The 15,799-nt window shown below is 64.1% G+C and carries 14 protein-coding genes and 2 pseudogenes; 3 read left to right on the forward strand and 13 right to left on the reverse strand.

Going from position 1 to position 15,799, the window contains the following annotated elements:
- From B3873_RS11640 to deoC, 3 genes are all read right to left on the reverse strand, one after another.
- A partial coding sequence (locus B3873_RS11640) for an RbsD/FucU family protein (protein WP_286866166.1) occupies positions 1 to 296 on the reverse strand: 296 nt, incomplete at its 3' end.
- 190 nt (positions 297 to 486) lie between these two features.
- Complete coding sequence (locus B3873_RS11645) at positions 487 to 2,868, reverse strand: aldehyde dehydrogenase family protein (protein WP_286866167.1); 2,382 nt, start codon at positions 2,866 to 2,868, stop codon at positions 487 to 489.
- A gap of 23 nt (positions 2,869 to 2,891) precedes the next feature.
- Positions 2,892 to 3,923, reverse strand: coding sequence for a deoxyribose-phosphate aldolase (gene deoC, locus B3873_RS11650; protein WP_286866168.1), 1,032 nt, complete (start codon positions 3,921 to 3,923; stop codon positions 2,892 to 2,894).
- 245 nt (positions 3,924 to 4,168) lie between these two features.
- Here deoC and B3873_RS11655 point away from each other — a divergent pair, with 245 nt between their 5' ends.
- Complete coding sequence (locus tag B3873_RS11655; protein WP_034336049.1) at positions 4,169 to 4,990, forward strand: DeoR/GlpR family DNA-binding transcription regulator; 822 nt, start codon at positions 4,169 to 4,171, stop codon at positions 4,988 to 4,990.
- A 30-nt stretch (positions 4,991 to 5,020) separates the two neighbouring features.
- Here the strand turns inward: B3873_RS11655 and map are convergent, their stop codons facing one another.
- The gene (map, locus tag B3873_RS11660) at positions 5,021 to 5,818 is read right to left on the reverse strand and encodes a type I methionyl aminopeptidase (protein WP_034336051.1); all 798 of its coding nucleotides are present in this window, start codon (positions 5,816 to 5,818) and stop codon (positions 5,021 to 5,023) included.
- A gap of 234 nt (positions 5,819 to 6,052) precedes the next feature.
- Here map and B3873_RS11665 point away from each other — a divergent pair, with 234 nt between their 5' ends.
- A complete protein-coding gene (locus tag B3873_RS11665; protein ID WP_276841303.1) occupies positions 6,053 to 6,964 on the forward strand; it encodes a LysR substrate-binding domain-containing protein in 912 nt (303 codons plus the stop codon).
- A 1-nt stretch (position 6,965) separates the two neighbouring features.
- On the opposite strand, the gene B3873_RS11670 is transcribed toward B3873_RS11665, so the two are convergent.
- The 9 genes and pseudogenes from B3873_RS11670 to B3873_RS11710 all read right to left on the reverse strand — a co-directional run bounded on the left by B3873_RS11670 (position 6,966) and on the right by B3873_RS11710 (position 15,041).
- On the reverse strand, positions 6,966 to 7,949 hold the full coding sequence (locus tag B3873_RS11670) for a glycosyltransferase (protein ID WP_286866172.1): 984 nt from the start codon (positions 7,947 to 7,949) through the stop codon (positions 6,966 to 6,968).
- An 80-nt stretch (positions 7,950 to 8,029) separates the two neighbouring features.
- Positions 8,030 to 8,248, reverse strand: a pseudogene (locus B3873_RS26625) (glycosyltransferase); the annotation flags it as partial.
- Between the two features lie 77 nt (positions 8,249 to 8,325).
- Positions 8,326 to 9,498 (reverse strand): MFS transporter, encoded by a 1,173-nt coding sequence (locus B3873_RS11680; RefSeq protein WP_286866173.1) that lies wholly within the window; start codon positions 9,496 to 9,498, stop codon positions 8,326 to 8,328.
- A 99-nt stretch (positions 9,499 to 9,597) separates the two neighbouring features.
- Positions 9,598 to 9,873 (reverse strand): hypothetical protein, encoded by a 276-nt coding sequence (locus B3873_RS11685; RefSeq protein WP_276841518.1) that lies wholly within the window; start codon positions 9,871 to 9,873, stop codon positions 9,598 to 9,600.
- Entirely contained in the window at positions 9,861 to 10,949 is a 1,089-nt protein-coding gene (locus B3873_RS11690) for a type IV toxin-antitoxin system AbiEi family antitoxin (protein WP_039789120.1), read from the reverse strand. The genes B3873_RS11685 and B3873_RS11690 overlap by 13 nt, the downstream gene beginning before the upstream one ends.
- 217 nt (positions 10,950 to 11,166) lie before the next feature.
- Positions 11,167 to 12,315 carry a galactonate dehydratase gene (gene dgoD, locus B3873_RS11695; protein WP_039789119.1) on the reverse strand — a complete coding sequence of 383 codons (1,149 nt, stop codon included), beginning with the start codon at positions 12,313 to 12,315 and terminating at the stop codon, positions 11,167 to 11,169.
- Between the two features lie 88 nt (positions 12,316 to 12,403).
- Positions 12,404 to 13,042, reverse strand: coding sequence for a 2-dehydro-3-deoxy-6-phosphogalactonate aldolase (locus B3873_RS11700; RefSeq protein ID WP_039789118.1), 639 nt, complete (start codon positions 13,040 to 13,042; stop codon positions 12,404 to 12,406).
- A gap of 46 nt (positions 13,043 to 13,088) precedes the next feature.
- Positions 13,089 to 14,048, reverse strand: coding sequence for a 2-dehydro-3-deoxygalactonokinase (locus B3873_RS11705; protein WP_286866179.1), 960 nt, complete (start codon positions 14,046 to 14,048; stop codon positions 13,089 to 13,091).
- An 18-nt stretch (positions 14,049 to 14,066) separates the two neighbouring features.
- Positions 14,067 to 15,041: an aldose 1-epimerase gene (locus B3873_RS11710; RefSeq protein WP_039789114.1), complete on the reverse strand. Its 975-nt coding sequence runs from the start codon at positions 15,039 to 15,041 to the stop codon at positions 14,067 to 14,069.
- Positions 15,042 to 15,572: 531 nt separating this feature from the next.
- On the opposite strand from B3873_RS11710, the pseudogene B3873_RS11715 reads away from it, so the two are divergent.
- Positions 15,573 to 15,799: pseudogene (locus B3873_RS11715) on the forward strand (LacI family transcriptional regulator); the annotation flags it as partial.

The raw sequence follows: 15,799 nt of genomic DNA on the forward strand, positions 1-15,799 counted from the left end.
ACTTCCTGTTGCAGTTCCTGCTGTACCGGCGGGATGGTGGCGGGTTCGCCCATGATCTCCATGCGCCGCACCGGCTGCTCCACGGCATTGTCCAGCGGCAGCACCGAGAGGATGGCGCGCGCAGCTTCGGTGGTGCCCACGCCATCGATGCGCAGCACCTTGCCCAGTACCGTCTGGCGGGCCACCGAGTCGGCCGGGAAATTGGCGTCGCACAAGACCAGTTCGTCACCGTGTCCCATCGCGCGCAAGGCGTAGAGCACATCGGCGTTCAATAAAGGATGCAGATTTTTAAGCATGTCGTCTCCTGTGGATTTTATAAGTATGCTTATAGAATAAATCTAAATCTTGTTGCTTGGGAGTCCTTGTTCAGCTTGATTGTTCACCGTAAAAAACTAATATTTCAAGATTTCATTTCTTTCGGTTTATTAGTCAGCGTATCGTCAGGACTTCGTCAGGAAAACCGTATTGCGCTGAAGCACAAGGTTTTCATTCGCCATAAGGAATCCAGATGTTCTTGACGTGCGTGGCCTGACGCAGATATTCGCTGCCTTCAGCTTGCGCAGCATCGAGCCAGTCGGTGACCTCGCCGTGATCCACGAAGCAGCGCTTGAGATTGCCGACGGACAGCCGCTCTGCCGTCGCCGAGAACTCGGCCGGTCCGCGTACCCACAGGGCATCGACCTCGTCATGCTCGGCCAGTACGGTGAGCAGTTCGGCGCTCTTGCCGGTGACGATGTTGATGACGCCGCCGGGCAGGTCCGAAGTATCGAGTACCTGATAGAGGTCGGTCGCGACAAGCGCTGCTTGCTGGCTCGGCACGGCCACCACGCGATTGCCCATGGCGATCAATGGCGCCACCAGGCTGATGAAGGACAGCAGCGGCTGTTCTTCCGGACAGACCACGCCGACCACACCGATGGCTTCCGGCATGGCCAGGGCCACGCCACGCAGGGGTGGCTGGTGCACGGCGCCGTCGTACTTGTCGGCCCAGGCGCCATAGCTGAAGAGGCGCTTGATCGCGGCGTCCACTTCGGCCCGCGCGGCCTCGGCGGAGACGCCGGTGGTGAGGGCAATGCGGCGCGCGAATTCATCGGCGCGCGCTGACAGGTTTTCCGCGATGTAATACAGCCCCTGGGCGCGGCGATGGGCAGTTGCGCTGCTCCAGCCACCGGCCTTGACGGCAGCGGCGACGGCGTTGCGGATATCCTTGCGGCTGCCCAGGCCCACGTCTTCCAGACGTTCGCCACTGGCCGCGTGGCAAGCCATGGAGACTTCGCCATCCGGACGGACCTGCTTGCCGCCGATGTAGAGCTTGGCAGTGCGGTCGACCAGGCCGCCTTGCAGCGGAGAGTCCTTGCGCGCGCCGGCCGGCGTGGCCGATACGGCGTTGCGTTGCGCGCGGTTCAGTCGATGGCGCGGCTTGAGGTATTCGTAGCAGCCTTCGCGTCCACCCTCGCGGCCATAGCCGGATTCGCGCACGCCACCAAAACCGACGGCAGCATCGAACTGGTTGGTGCTGTTGATCCACACCACGCCCGCTTTCAACTGCGGGGCCACGCCCAAGGCCAGCCCGATGGTCTCGCTCCAGACGCTGGCGGCCAGTCCGTAGCGGCTGTTGTTGGCCAGTTGCACGGCTTCGTCGGGCGTGCGGAAACTCATCGCCACCAGCACCGGGCCAAAGATTTCCTCGGTGGCCACGGTGGCAGCGGGATGCACGCCGGTCAGCAGCGTGGGCGGATAGAAGCAGCCGCCGGGCGGCACATCGAGGGCCACCTGATGGCACTGCGCACCTTCACGCACACCCTGCTCGACCAGGCGGCGCACGCGTTCCAGCTGCACCGGGGAAATCAGCGCACCCATGTCGCTGCACTTGTCCAGCGGTGCGCCGACCTTGAGTTTTTCCATGCGCTTTTTCAGCCGCGCGATGAAGAGATCGTGGATGCCTTCCTGCACCAGCAACCTGCTACCGGCACAGCAGACCTGCCCTTGGTTGAACCAGATCGCATCGACCACGCCTTCAATGGCGGCATCGATATCGGCGTCATCGAAGACGATGAAGGGCGACTTGCCGCCCAGCTCCAGCGTCAGCGACTTGCCGCTGCCGGCGGTCTGTGCGCGGATCAGGCGGCCCACTTCGGTGGAGCCGGTGAAGGCGATTTTCTGGATGCCGGGATGCGCGACGATGGCCGCGCCCGTGCTGCCATCGCCGGTGACGATATTGAGCACGCCCGCTGGCAGCCCGGCCTGCTGTGCCAGTTCGGCAAAGAGCAGGGCCGTCAGCGAGGTGTCTTCGGCGGGTTTCAGGACCACCGTATTGCCCAGCGCCAGCGCCGGGGCGATCTTCCAGGCCAGCATCAGCAGCGGGAAATTCCACGGCACGATCTGGCCGACCACGCCCATCGGAACATGATCGGGGAATTCGCTTTCCTGCAGTTGCGCCCAGCCGGCGTAGTGATAGAAGTGGCGCGCCACCAGTGGCACGTCCACATCGCGTGATTCGCGCAGTGGCTTGCCGTTGTCCATGGTCTCCAGCACCGCCAGCAGGCGGGCGTGGCGTTGCACGGTGCGGGCCAGCGCATAGAGGTGACGCGCACGGCCATGGCCGCCCAGCGCCTGCCAGGCGGGCAATGCTGCCTGGGCGGCGTTGACGGCGGCATCCACATCCGCCGCCGAGCCTTGCGTGAGATGCGCCAGCCGCTTGCCGCTGGCCGGATCCAGATCTTCCAGCTGGCCGCCGGGCTGGGTGAAACGTCCCGCGATGAAGTGGCCGAACGAGGCCTCGTGGCTGGCCAGCCAGGCGCGGGCATCCTTGTCACTCTCGGGGGCGGGGCCGTAATCCATGGTGTCGAAATAGGTGGAAACGCTCATTGTGCTTGTCCGTGCAGGGTGGCTTAGCCGATGGCATGCCGGTTGAAGGCGGAGTAACGGCCGGTGACGTGGTGTTCCAGCTGGCGTTCGATATCGGCCAGCAGGCTGGAGGCTCCCACGCGGAACAGATCGGGTTGCAGCCAGTCGTCACCCAGTTCTTCCTTCATCAGCACCTGGTATTCGAGGACGTCCTTGGCCGTGGCTACTCCGCCTGCGGGCTTGTAGCCGACTTTGATACCGGTCATCTCCTGGTACTGGCGAATCATGCGCAGCATCACCAGCGAGACCAGCGGGGTGGCGTTGACGCTCTCCTTGCCGGTGGAGGTCTTGATGAAATCAGCGCCCGCCATCATGCAGACCATCGAGGCCTTGGCGACGTTGCGCAGGGTCTTCAGTTCGCCGGTGGCGAGGATGGCCTTGACGTGGGCGTCGCCACAGGCCTGGCGGAAGTCGCGCATCTCGCGGTAGAGCGCTTCCCAATTGCCGGTAAGCACGTGTTCGCGAGTAATGACGATGTCGATCTCGGCGGCACCATCGCGCACCGAGGCTTCGATTTCCTTGAGCTTGAGGGCGTGCGGATTGAGACCTGCCGGAAATCCCGTCGACACCGCCGCCACCGGAATATTCTTTCCTTCCAGCGCTTCCACCGCCGTCTTCACGAAGCGGTGATAGACGCACACCGCACCCGTGGTCAGCCCGCGTGCCTGCATGCCCAGCGCCTCCAGCAGATCGGCGCGCACCGGATTGGCAGCCTTGGCGCACAGGCGGCGCACGCGTTGCGGGGTATCGTCGCCGGACAGCGTGGTGAGATCGATGCAGGTGATGGCCTTGAGCAGCCAGGCGGCCTGCGCATCCTTCTTGACCGAGCGGCGGCCCTTCAAGGTGGCGACGCGCTTTTCAGCGGCGCTCAGGTTGATGCGCAAATGTTCGAAGGCGGCAGCGTCATAGGGCTGCACGCTGTTGCGCGGATGGCCGGCGGGCGCGCTATCCTCGCGCACGATGTCGGCCTCGCCCTGCGCACGGCGCAGGGAAGGGGTCTTGCTGGTCATGTTCATGGCTGCGTAACTTTTAGTTAATTACCGTAGGCTGGTGCCGACGGGCAGGTCTCTTCCATGTGCTGCTTGCGCTGGGTCAGGCTTGGCTCTTGCATGCATCGACGCCGTCCGCCGGCCTCGCTACAATGTGGCCCAACGCGCTAAATGTTTTGCAAATAACATTTAATGGCTGTAACGTTACATCCATAACTTTTAAGGCGCAACCTTTTTTTATCTGCAACATTTCCCGATCAGGAAAACGCCTCATGGCATCGATGACCCCGACGTCGACCGGAAAGCCGGTCCCTCAACCCACGCTGGGCGAACGCGCGCGCGCCCAGCGGCTCTCGCGCATGCAGGACATGATCCGCGAGCAGGGCCCGACACCGCTGGCGCGCATTGCCGAAGTGCTGGGAGTGACGGTGATGACGGTGCGGCGCGACCTGGCCGCCGACGATTCGCCGCTGATCTGCCTCGGCGGCCACGTGCTGGAAAGCAGTCCCGGCGCTGGCGAGAACCGCTATTCGATCGACCGCGAAGCCGACCAGCACGCCCAGCGCAAGCGCCTGGCCTGCCAGCGCGCGGCGCAGCGGGTGCAAGAGGGGGACAGCATTTTCATCGACTGCGGCACCACCATGACGCATCTGGCGGAGGCCTTGCCGGTTGATATCGGCCTGAGCGTGATTTGTTATTCCCTGAACATTGCCAACATCGTCAGCCAGCGTCCCAATACGCAGGTGATCCTGCTGGGCGGGCTGTATCACCCGTCATCGGCTTCGTTTGCTTCCGAAGAGGGCGTGGCCTATCTCAAGCGGCTGGGCGTAAACAAGGCCTTCCTGTCGGCGGGCGGGGTGGATGCGCGGCGCGGCGTGAGCTGTTCCAACTTCCACGAAGTGCCGATCAAGCAGGCAGCCATCGCCAGCGCGGCGGAGTGCTACGTGGTGATCGACCAGAGCAAGCTGGGCCGTTTTCGTCCGGCCTTCTACAGCACGCTGGAAGTGTTTTCGGGGATCGTGGTGGGCGGGACGCCGGAACAGGATCAGCTGGACCTGTTCTCGGACTTTCCCATCGAGGTGGTGGCAGGCTGAGAGCCGCCACCGGATTGATGCGCAGGCAGGTCAGTTGCGGGTGGCGATGGAAGGATAGTCGCCGCAGCCTTCCGGCCAGGGTGTGAGGATTTCATAGCCCTTGGCGGTGACCACCACCATGTGTTCCCACTGGGCCGACAGCGAGCCGTCAGCGGTCAGCACGGTCCAGCCGTCGTCGAGCTGGCGGGTGTGGCGCTTGCCGGCGTTGAGCATCGGTTCGATGGTGAAGATCATGCCTTCCTTGAGCGGCAGGCCGCTGTTGCGCTGGCCGTAGTGCAGCACTTGCGGTTCATCGTGGTAGATGGTGCCGATGCCGTGGCCGCAATATTCACGCACCACCGAGAAGCCGTCGCGCTGGGCCACGGTCTGGATCGCGTGGCCGACATCGCCCAGGGTCGCGCCCGGGCGCACTGCGCGGATGCCCGCGCACATGGCCTCGTAGGTGGTGTTGACCAGCTTGCGCGCGGTGGCGTTGGGGGAGCCGACGAAGTACATGCGGCTGCAGTCGCCGTACCAGCCATCCTTGATGACGGCGACGTCGATGTTGATGATGTCGCCATCCTTGAGCACCTGGCCGCCGGGGATGCCGTGGCAGATCACGTCGTTGACGGAACTGCAGATGGTCTTGGGGAAGCCGTGGTAGCCGATGTTGGCCGGGGTGGCCTGCTGTACCTTGACGATGTGGTCATGGCAGATGCGGTCCAGTTCGTCGGTGGTGACGCCAGCCTTGACGTGCTCGGCCACGATATGCAGCACTTCGGCCGCCAGTTGCCCGGCCACGCGGGCCTGGGCGATTTCTGCGGCGTTGCGCAGCTTCACTTTTCTCATGCTTGTCTGTTCGGTGGGTGCTGCGCGGTGCGCAGCGGTCGTTCGGGCGACTATTTTAGCCGGGCTGGCAGACGGCTGCCGCATCGGCATCCGGGAATGGCGATTTTTCGAGGAGCGGCGCAGACTTTTTTCCACAGCCGTGCTGGCGCGGACTTGTCAGTAGAATCGATGCAGCGGGCATGATTCATTCATGGCATCGATCAATCCAACAGCATCACCAACCAACACGAACCCATGGAACTGAGGCAACTGCGCCAATTCATTGCGCTGGCAGAAGAAAAAAGTTTTACCCGGGCGGCCACGCGCTGCCATGTGGTGCAATCGGCGCTGTCGTCCTCGATCCGCCTGCTGGAAGAAGAACTGGCGGCCGCCTTGTTCGTGCGCACCACGCGCCGGGTGGAGCTGACGGCGGCTGGCGAGGCTTTCCTGGAGAGTGCCCGCCGTTCACTGGCGGCGCTGGAACAGGGGGCCACCAACGTGGCCGACGTCAATGCCATGCGGCGTGGCCGGCTGTCCATCGGCACGGTGCAGAGCCTGCCCTCCTTCGTCGATCTGCCGGCGCTGCTGGCGCGTTTCCACCGTCGTCATCCGGCGGTGGAGGTGCGGCTGTGCCAGGGCGCGGCGGGCGAACTGAATGAAAAGATCGATGCCCGCCAGCTGGACCTGGCCATCCTGCCCATCGAGGAGAGCGGGGAGGGTTTGCAGCAACACATTATCGCCTGCGACGAACTGGTGCTGGCCTGCCATCCCAGTCATCGTCTGTCCAAGGCGCGTTCGGTGACACTGGAACAACTGGCCGGCGAGGGCTTCGTCGATTTCGAAACCGGGCTGGGTACGCGTGCGCTGGTGGATCGCGGCTTTGCGGAAGCAGGCTTGCGGCGTCGCGTGGCCTTCGAGGTCAGTGATCTGGTGACCTTGCTTGACCTGGTTGGGCATGGACTGGGCGTGGCACTGTTGCCGCGCGATCTGGTGCATGCACGGCGTGGCAAGCTGGCCAGCGTCAAGCTGCGCGGGGTGGAGCTGTGCTGGGAGCTGGTGGTCACGCACAAGGCTGCGGCCCGCAATGGCGTTCTGGTGCTGGATGCGGCACCAGCGGCGTTCCTTGAGTTGTTGATGGAGCAGGCGCAGGCCCGGGAAAATAGCTGAATCAGCGTCCCGGCAGCAGCGCCTGTTCCGCCAGCTCTGCCCATCCTTCCGGATGTTCGCTGGCCTGCATCGAGCGGGCAATGGCGTGGCAGCGTTGCGCCACGTCAGGCGCTGCCAGCAGGCGCGCCAGCGCTGCTTGCAGGCGTGATGCGGAAAGCCGTTTGGCCGGAATGATGTCGCCAACCCCCAGCCGTCTGACCCGACAGGCATTGTCGAACTGATCGTAGGCAAACGGCACCACCAGTTGCGGTACGCCCGCCCGCAAGGCAGCGGCGGTGGTGCCGATACCGCCGTGATGGACGATGGCGGCCACCTCCGGCAGCAGGGCATCGAAGCTCACATAGGACTGCCACAGCACGCCCTCGGGCAACATCGCCGGCACTTGTTCGCGATGCCGGGTCACCAGCAGCGCGCGGCGGCCCAGGGCCTGTGCAGCCCGTACAGCGCTGGCGAAGAACTGCGCGGCATGCTGGTGGCCGGAGCCTGGCGTAAAGACGATGGGTGCCGGACCAGCGTCGAGAAACTGCCGCAGGGCCGGTGTCCAGTCCGATGGCGAAGGCGGTGAAGGTGGCGGAAATTGTCCGCTCAGGAAAGGCTGCGGCCAATCCGGCTGGACCGCGGCGAACCAGTCCGGGAACAATCCCAGCGATGCATCCGGTGCCTGCATCACGTGCGCGAAGAAATGCGCCACCGGCGGCAATCCCAGCCTGGCCCGCACGGCATTGAGCGCGGGCAGCGCGGGCGGATCGATCATCCAGCGGTGCGCCAGTGACCACAGGGTCTTGCGCCAGGGCAGCGGCAGCCAGCCGGGGACGGGCAGCGATCCCATGGCCAGCAGGTCATGGCTGCTGCACAGGTTGGAGGGGGCGAGATAGGTGGCGACGACGCGCAGTCCGGGGCGCAGCGTGCGTGCAATGTCAGCCGCCGGGACCAGCAAGGGATGGCTGAGGATGACGCACTCTTCCTCGGCAGGCAATTGAGCCACCAGCTGGTGCAGGCATCGATATAGGGTACGGCGGCCCGGCAGATCACCTGCCAGCCCCGGCGCTCATCCCACAGGTCCGGATTGGCCAGCACGGCCTGGAATTCTTCCACGCTGCCCAGGGGATGGCAGGACAGTCCCGCTTGCTCGAACAAGGCCGCATGAAATCGCGGCACCACCATCAGTACCCGATGTCCCCGCGCTTGCAGGCCGAGACCGAGCGAGAGGAAGGGCAGCATGTCGCCGGCGGTGCCCGTGGTGGCGAGGATCAGCAGGGGAGCAGGGCGGGCAAGCGCTGGCATGGGTGGTTTGGGGGCGAAATGAAGAAGGCTTCAGGGGTGCGCGCCACTGTAGCCGATTTCGCTTGCCCTCGCCGTCGTCAGATGAAGCGTTTGACCGCTCGAGGCCCGAACAGCGCCACCACCATCATCACCAGTGCCACCCCCACGAAGCTCACCCGCAGCCCCAGGTGCTCGGCCACGCCCCCGATGCACACCGGCCCCAGCAGCATGCCGACGTAGGCGAAGCGCGCCACGGCGGCGATGCTCTCGGCAGCCGGCATGCCCGGTACGCGCGCAGCGGCCAGGAAGAAGATCGGCATCAGGTTGGCAATGCCCAGCCCGGCCAGCAGCAGGCCGGCCATGGTCGCCAGCGGTGTCGGCAAGGCCGCCGCCAACGCGATGCCGGCAGCTCCCGCCACCCCGCTCCAGAGCAGCGTACGCAGGCCGCCGATGCGTGCACGGATGCGGTCGCCGGTCAGCCGCCCGGCCGCCATGCCGGTAGAAAACGCGGCGTAGCTGTAGCTGACCCAGGCGGCGGGCGACTGGGCGATGTCGCGCATGTACACGGCGGCCCAGTCATACATGCCGCCTTCGCACATGAGTGCGAGGAAGGAGATCACGCCCAGCACCAGGACCATGCGGCGGGCGGATTTGTCAGCACCGGGTGTGCTCGCGGTTTCATCATGGACATCGTCTGGCAAGGCGAAGGGGCCGATGGACAAGGCCACCGACAGCGTCACCACTGCTACCAGCGCGGCGTGCGCCAGGGGCGACAGGCCGGGCAGGGCGCCCAGCGCCGAGCCGGCAATGCCGCCGATGCTGAACATGGCGTGCAGGGTGGACATGATGGGCCGGCTGCGGCCGCCTTCCACCAGCGCGGCCTGGACCGACATGGCCACGTCGAAGGCGGCCATGGCGCTGCCGAACACCAGCAGCAGCGCCACCAGCATCCAGAACTGCGGGGCCAGCGGGATCAGCAGCAGCGTGGCCGCGTAGAGGATGCCGGCCTGGCGCAGGGCGCGCGCGCTTCCCACGCGCGCGATCCACTTGCCGGACTGGCCCATGGTCAGCAGGGCGCCTCCTGCGACGGCCAGCATGGCCAGCGACAGCACCGCATCCGACAGGGCGAAGCGATCCTTCACCGAGGGAATCAGGATGCCCCAGGTGGCAAAGGTGGCCCCGTTGACGAAGAACTGCGCCATGGTGGCACGGGTGGCGTTGCGGATGCGGTGCGGGTGGAAAGCGGGTGCGGATGAGCTGCCTGAATGCATGGAGAGGTCTGGCGAAAGTCAAAGATCGTCACTTTGCCAGTTTTTGATTCATTCGTTAAATGGATTATTCAGATCAGCTTGATCGATTCCACAGATGAATCACGCTGGCCCTCTGATGCCGAGCGCCCTCAGCCAGAGATCAATCTGGCCATAGGCATCTTGTTGCCATTGTTCAGGTGTACGTTCGCCGAGGACCTGCGATTGCTCGACGAAGTGGCGCACACAGGTAGGTCCGAAACCGTCGACGCTGTCGAATTTGCCTTTGAAACTCCCCAGGATCTGACCGATTTCGATCAGGACTTTTTTGACTGCAGTACTTGTACGATCATCGTAATCAGTGGCGGATTGCGGTTCGCCGGGCGTCAGCTTTTCCATGTGAGCAATGTCTTTCTGAGATGGTCTGCGGCCTCCCGTCCGCGTTCGCCTGCGTGGTGCAGGTCTAGATAGGTTTGAATGGGACTGGTGCAGACCGCGCCGGGCGCGGGTTCCTGCGTGTCACGAAGAAGATCGGCGTCGTCAAGCAGGTTCACCATGACGTTCTCGCCTTTGGCCGCAGAGGACAGCTTCAGGGCGGACTGCAGTGATTCCAACCCGGCTTCGGTCGCCTGGAAATAATGGGTTCCGGTCCTGGCGTAGGGGGCCAGCCATTGCGCCGCCGAGAACGATGAAAATGCGGCTGCGGGGAGTTCGTCCTCCCGGTGACGGCGCATGGCGTGCCGTGCCGCCTGTTCAAAGGCGCTTCCGTGCAGGGGCGTGTAGAAAGCCAGACGCTCACCGGCCGGTGGTGTATAGGCGTCCTGCCATTCATCCAGCAAGGCATCCGGTTCTGACAGGAACAGGCCACCCTCCGCCACCTGGGCCCATTCGCGCTCCAGTAGAGCCGTGCGCACATTGCTGACGTGGCCGAGGCTGACCGCCGCTGCCTGAGCCAATTCCATGACGCGCCAGACGCGCTGCGGGTCGCGCAGCAACACCCGCAACACTTGCGCTGATTTCGGTCTGAACAAGGAGCGCAGTGCCCGTCGGTCGGCAACGGGTTTGCTGGCCACCTGCCGTTCGATGAAGATGCCGTCAAAGACCAGGCGGGCATTGCCTTCCAAATCCAGGAAACCGGCTTCATGTTCACGGCACAGCGCCTGGGCATCGGGAGACAGGTAAGGGGCGATCAGGACGGGCGTGGCGTCCTTTGCGTGGTGCGACATGTAATCGCGCAGGGTCAGCAAGGCATGGCGCACATGGCGCGGTTGCCCCGAGGAATTGGCTTCGCACACCAATGCATGGCGTTTGCCTGCGACCTTGATCCGCGCAGTGAAATCGATGCCTGAATCCGCCCTGGCGGTCTCGCGCTCGATGTCCAGCAACTTGAGCGCAGGCACCTGCAGCAGCAACGAGCGCAGGGCATGGGCTGCTTGGGTCTCGAAGGATTTCATTGAATGGCGTGTTTTCAGCATATGCTGAAAATAGCATTATTGATGAAATTGTCAATCCATATTTTCACTAAAATAGCTTATTTCAACATATGTTGAAATGGGTGTTTGTGGTGAAATATGCGCTGCTCATGTTAGGGCAGGATTATTGTTTGGCATTTCGCCAAACGCAAAAAAACCCGGCCAGCTTGCGCCGGACCGGGTTGAGGGACTACCGAGGAGGAGGTTCAGGCTTGTCGCTTTACCATTCGGCAAAGCTGCCATCCTTGTGGCGCCAGATCGGGTTGCGCCAGCGGTGGCCGACTTCGGCGCGCTGACGGACATACTCTTCATTGATCTCGACGCCCAGGCCAGGGCCTTGCGGGATCTTGACGTAGCCGTCTTCATACGCGAACACGTTCTTGTCGCGGATGTAGTCCAGCAGGTCATTGCTTTCGTTGTAGTGAATGCCCAGGCTCTGCTCCTGGATGAAAGCGTTGTAGCTGCCGGCATCGACCTGCAGGCAGGAGGCCAGCGCGATCGGGCCCAGCGGGCAGTGCAGCGCCAGCGCCACGTCGTAGGCTTCGGCCATCATGGCGATCTTGCGGGTCTCGGTGATGCCGCCGGCGTGCGAGACGTCCGGCTGGATGATGTCCACATAGCCCTCGGAGAGGATGCGCTTGAAATCCCAGCGCGAATACAGGCGCTCGCCCAGGGCGATCGGGGTCGAGGTCAGGTGCGCGATTTCCTTCAGGGCTTCCGAATTTTCCGACAGCACCGGCTCTTCGATGAACATCAGCTTGTACGGCTCCAGTTCCTTGATCAGGACCTTGGCCATGGGCTTGTGCACGCGGCCGTGGAAGTCCACGCCGATACCCACGTTCGGGCCCACGGCTTCCCGCACCGCTTGCACGTTGGCCAGGGTCAGTTCGATCTTGTCGTGGCTGTCGATGAATTGCAGTTCTTCGGTGCCGTTCATCTTCACGGCAGTAAAGCCACGGGCCACGGCGTTCTTGGCCGCCGCTGCAGTATCGGCCGGACGGTCGCCGCCGATCCAGGAATAGACGCGAATCGAGTTGCGCACCGCGCCACCGAGCAGCTGGTGCACCGGCACGCCCAGGGCCTTGCCCTTGATGTCCCACAGGGCCTGGTCGATGCCGGCCAGGGCGCTCATGTGGATGGCGCCGCCACGGTAGAAGCCGCCGCGATAGAGCACGGTCCAGTGGTCTTCGATGTTGCGCGGGTCCTTGCCGACCAGGTAGTCGGCCAGCTCGTCCACGGCCGCCGCGACGGTGTGCGCGCGGCCTTCCACGATGGGCTCGCCCCAGCCGACGATGCCTTCGTCAGTCTCGATCTTGAGGAAGCACCAGCGCGGGGGCACGATGAAGGTGGAGATCTTGGTGATTTTCATTGTTCGGTCCGGTTATGCGTTTAATCTGTTCTGTAGATGAATGATCGCTGTGCGATCGGTGACAACGATGAATCGGGTGTGCCGGAAATCAGCCCAGCGCCTTCCAGGCCGCCACGAAGGCCTCTGCACGCTGGCGCACTGCGTCGGCGGACAGGCCCGGCGTGTAGAGCGCCGATCCCAGGCCGAAGCCGGAGGCACCGGCCGCGCGGAACACCGCCATGCCCTCGGGCGTGATGCCACCGACCGGCAGCAACGCGATGTCGCGGGCGATCACGGCACGCCAGGCCTTGACCACCTGGGGACCCAGCTGTTCGGCCGGGAACATCTTGAGTACGTCAGCGCCGTTGTCCAGCGCCGCAAAGGCTTCGGTCACGGTGGCCACGCCCGGTGCGCTGTACAGGCCGGCATCGCGTGCGGCACGAATCACGGCGCCATCGCTGTGGGGCATGACGATCAGCTCGCCGCCGGCATTCTTGACGTCTTGCACCAGCGCGGGCTTCAAGACCGTACCGGCACCGACGATGCAGTCCGCCGGCAGGCTCTTGCGCAGGATGCTGATGCTGGCCAGCGGTTCGGGCGAATTCAGCGGGACTTCGATGATGCGGAAGCCGCTCTCGTAGAGGGCCGCGCCGATGGCTTCGGCTTCCTCGTTGCGCACGCCGCGCAGGATGGCAATCATGCCGGTGCTGCGCAGGGCGTCGTGGAATCGTTGGGAATGGGTGCTCATGGTCTTTTGTCCGGGTGCGTCGTAGGTGGTGCAGTAAAGGGGGCGATCAGGCCAGCAGGCCGGCGTGCTGCGCCAGGATCCACAGGCCCGCTTCGGTGGCGGCACCGGCCTCGGCGGCCGGGCCCAGTCCATACAGGTCCAGCGCCAGCTGGTAGCGGCGGCACAGGCCGGGGTCGCCGATCAGGACGATGCCCGGCGTGCTCGGATACAGGTTCTTCAGCGCGGCGATCTCGTGGCCGATCAACAGGCCCGAGAGATAGTCAGGCTGCGCCTCGGCCGCCAGTTCACCGGTCAGGCCCAGGGTGCGGCTGCTGAAGATGTTGGAGAGCACGCCGCTCTTGCCTTGTGCGGTCCTGGCCACGCCGGCGCCGCGCAGGAAGGCTTCGTCATCGGCCACCTCCGGTTTTTGCATGGTGCGGCCCAGGATGGTGTGGCCGCACAGCGCGCCATAGACTTCGCCGGTCATGAAAGTATCGAAATGTTCGATGCGGCCCTCGACCACGCGCACCCACTTCGAGTGGGTGCCGGGCAGGCCGATCAGCAGCTCGCGCTCGGTACGGGTCTGCAGGGCACCGATGACCTGGGTCTCTTCGCCGCGCATCACATTGGGCAGGGCACCGGCTTCCAGCAGGCCCGGCACGATCCACAGCGGACGGCCGAGGCCGGTGTCGACTTCGGTCAGCTGGCTGCCGATCAGCGCGGGGGCCAGCGGCACGTTCAGATAGGCGGCTTCACGCCAGCCCTGCTTGCTGCCGACCATGCCGGCGGCGATCAGGGGGGCGGCGGGCGCGGCCTTGAGCCAGTCGCCGCAAGCGGCTTCCAGCGCGGCGCGGTAGGGGGCGTGGGCATCTTCGCCGTGGCCCACGGCCGGCAGGTTCATGATGCCCCAGGGATGGGCGCGGCGCTCCACCACCTGGCCGCTGCGATCGAAACGATAGCAGCGCAGCGAGGAGGTCCCCCAGTCGAGGGCAATCAGGGCGCAGTCTTGATTCAGTGCTTGGTTCATCGTCATTCTTTGCCGGCGTCAGCGCGCCAGGCTTGTCTGTTGGGTGGTGGCACGGACTGGCTCCTGGGCGATCTCGCAGACCGTGAAACGGGTCAGCAGCACCATGTCTTCTCCCGGTGCCAGCGCGATCAGGCCGGGCTGGTTCGGCTGGTGGAAGGCATCGATGGGATGCGTGACCGGTTCCAGGCAGAAATACGGCAGGCCATTGGGGCGGAACATCAGCACATAGCCGCTGCGATCCGTGGTGTGCATCTGCAGGCGCAGGCCGCGTGCCGGATCCTCGATCATGGCCAGACCGTCCCAGCCTTCGAAGCAGTTGTCGATCAGGCCGCCTTGCAGCGAGGCGGCGCGGTTGTAGTCCCAGCCGCTCGGCAGTTCCCGCGAGAAACCGGTAGGGATGCGGTCCGGCCCGGAGAGCCACACTCCGCGCGAACGGAATTGCAGGCGGGTTTGCGCGTCATGCAGGAAATACGGATGCAGGCCCAGTCCATAGGGCAGGGTCTCTTCGCCCGTATTGGTCACGCGCAATTCGATTTCCAGCGCGTTCTCGCGCAGGGTCAGCACCTGCCGCGCACGATAGACATAGGGGTTGCCGTCGCAGCGATGCGAATCCAGTTCCAGCGCCATCCGGTCGTCGGCCTGGGACACGATGGTCCAGGCCTGGCGCCAGCTGTCGCCATGGATGGGATAGGGTTCGCCGGGACGATTGGGGCTCAGCGGATAATGCTTGCCGTTGAAATCGAAGCCGCCGCCGGTGATGCGGTTGGACCAGGGCAGCAGCGGGAAGCACGCGGTCGCGTACAGCGCGGCCGGGTCGGCACTCCAGGGACGCAGCAGCGGCAGCCACTTGCGGTCACGTTGCCATTCCCAGCCGGCCAGTGCGCCGCCCAGCGTCGGCAGTACGTGCAGACGCTGGCGCCCTGATTGCAGGGTATGGATTTCCGGCAGCCCCTGGGAGCCTGCACGTTGGGCATCGCTTGCTCGGGATGGCATGGTGTCTCGTATCTTGTTATGGAGTGCTGCGTGCATCGTGGGCACGGGAACGCGTTGTCCATCGCGTCGTCCCCCTTGGGGCTGTCTGAAGTCGTCGGCAGGAAGAAGGAGTTGGCTCACGTGGGTTCGCGCCCGGTCTTCATGCAGTGCGCTTCAAAAAAAATCTGGCTGATCCTATCACCGCACTCCGATAGGGAATAATGAAAAAATCATCGCAAACGATATCAAAAATGCGCGTCGTCCGCAGTGAGGCAGCATGCGTGGCCGGCATGCGCCAGCACGATGCACAGGCAGGGCGCGCTGCCCCAACGATGTGCGAAACGATATCGAGAAACATTAAAAATTCATTGGATGCGAATTGGTCGCTTGCCTAATATGGAGCGCGAATCAAGGACGATCAGGGCTGTCCGCGATTCCAACCGCACCGCGCCGCTTCCAATCCATACCTACAAGTCAAACGCATTCCGGCGCAGCGCACCTCACGCATAGAACAAAGGGAAGTCCACAATTCCCTGTCAACGGAGACTGACAATGAATTCGAAGAGAAGAGCGCTTCTGGGCGCAGCCATTTGCATGAGCCTGGGCAGCGCCGTGAGCTTCCCCGCCTTTGCCGCCGACAAACCACTGACCATGGGCTTCTCCCAGGTGGGTGCCGAAAGTGAATGGCGCACCGCCAATACCGTATCGATCAAGGACGCCGCCAAGCAGGCCGGCGTCAACCTTAAATTCGCCGACGCCCAGCAGAAGCAGGAAAACCA

This window comes from Herbaspirillum sp. UBA812 (assembly GCF_002296545.1).
In the GTDB taxonomy this organism is placed as follows: Bacteria; Pseudomonadota; Gammaproteobacteria; order Burkholderiales; family Burkholderiaceae_D; genus Herbaspirillum; species Herbaspirillum huttiense.

Coding starts and splice junctions, on each gene's coding strand:
- B3873_RS11645 (WP_286866167.1), bottom strand. CDS start 2,868: ATGAGCGTTTCCACCTATTTCGACACCATGGATTACGGCCCCGCCCCC.
- deoC (WP_286866168.1), bottom strand. CDS start 3,923: ATGAACATGACCAGCAAGACCCCTTCCCTGCGCCGTGCGCAGGGCGAG.
- B3873_RS11655 (WP_034336049.1), top strand. CDS start 4,169: ATGGCATCGATGACCCCGACGTCGACCGGAAAGCCGGTCCCTCAACCC.
- map (WP_034336051.1), bottom strand. CDS start 5,818: ATGAGAAAAGTGAAGCTGCGCAACGCCGCAGAAATCGCCCAGGCCCGC.
- B3873_RS11665 (WP_276841303.1), top strand. CDS start 6,053: ATGGAACTGAGGCAACTGCGCCAATTCATTGCGCTGGCAGAAGAAAAA.
- B3873_RS11680 (WP_286866173.1), bottom strand. CDS start 9,498: ATGCATTCAGGCAGCTCATCCGCACCCGCTTTCCACCCGCACCGCATC.
- B3873_RS11685 (WP_276841518.1), bottom strand. CDS start 9,873: ATGGAAAAGCTGACGCCCGGCGAACCGCAATCCGCCACTGATTACGAT.
- B3873_RS11690 (WP_039789120.1), bottom strand. CDS start 10,949: ATGCTGAAAACACGCCATTCAATGAAATCCTTCGAGACCCAAGCAGCC.
- dgoD (WP_039789119.1), bottom strand. CDS start 12,315: ATGAAAATCACCAAGATCTCCACCTTCATCGTGCCCCCGCGCTGGTGC.
- B3873_RS11700 (WP_039789118.1), bottom strand. CDS start 13,042: ATGAGCACCCATTCCCAACGATTCCACGACGCCCTGCGCAGCACCGGC.
- B3873_RS11705 (WP_286866179.1), bottom strand. CDS start 14,048: ATGAACCAAGCACTGAATCAAGACTGCGCCCTGATTGCCCTCGACTGG.
- B3873_RS11710 (WP_039789114.1), bottom strand. CDS start 15,041: ATGCCATCCCGAGCAAGCGATGCCCAACGTGCAGGCTCCCAGGGGCTG.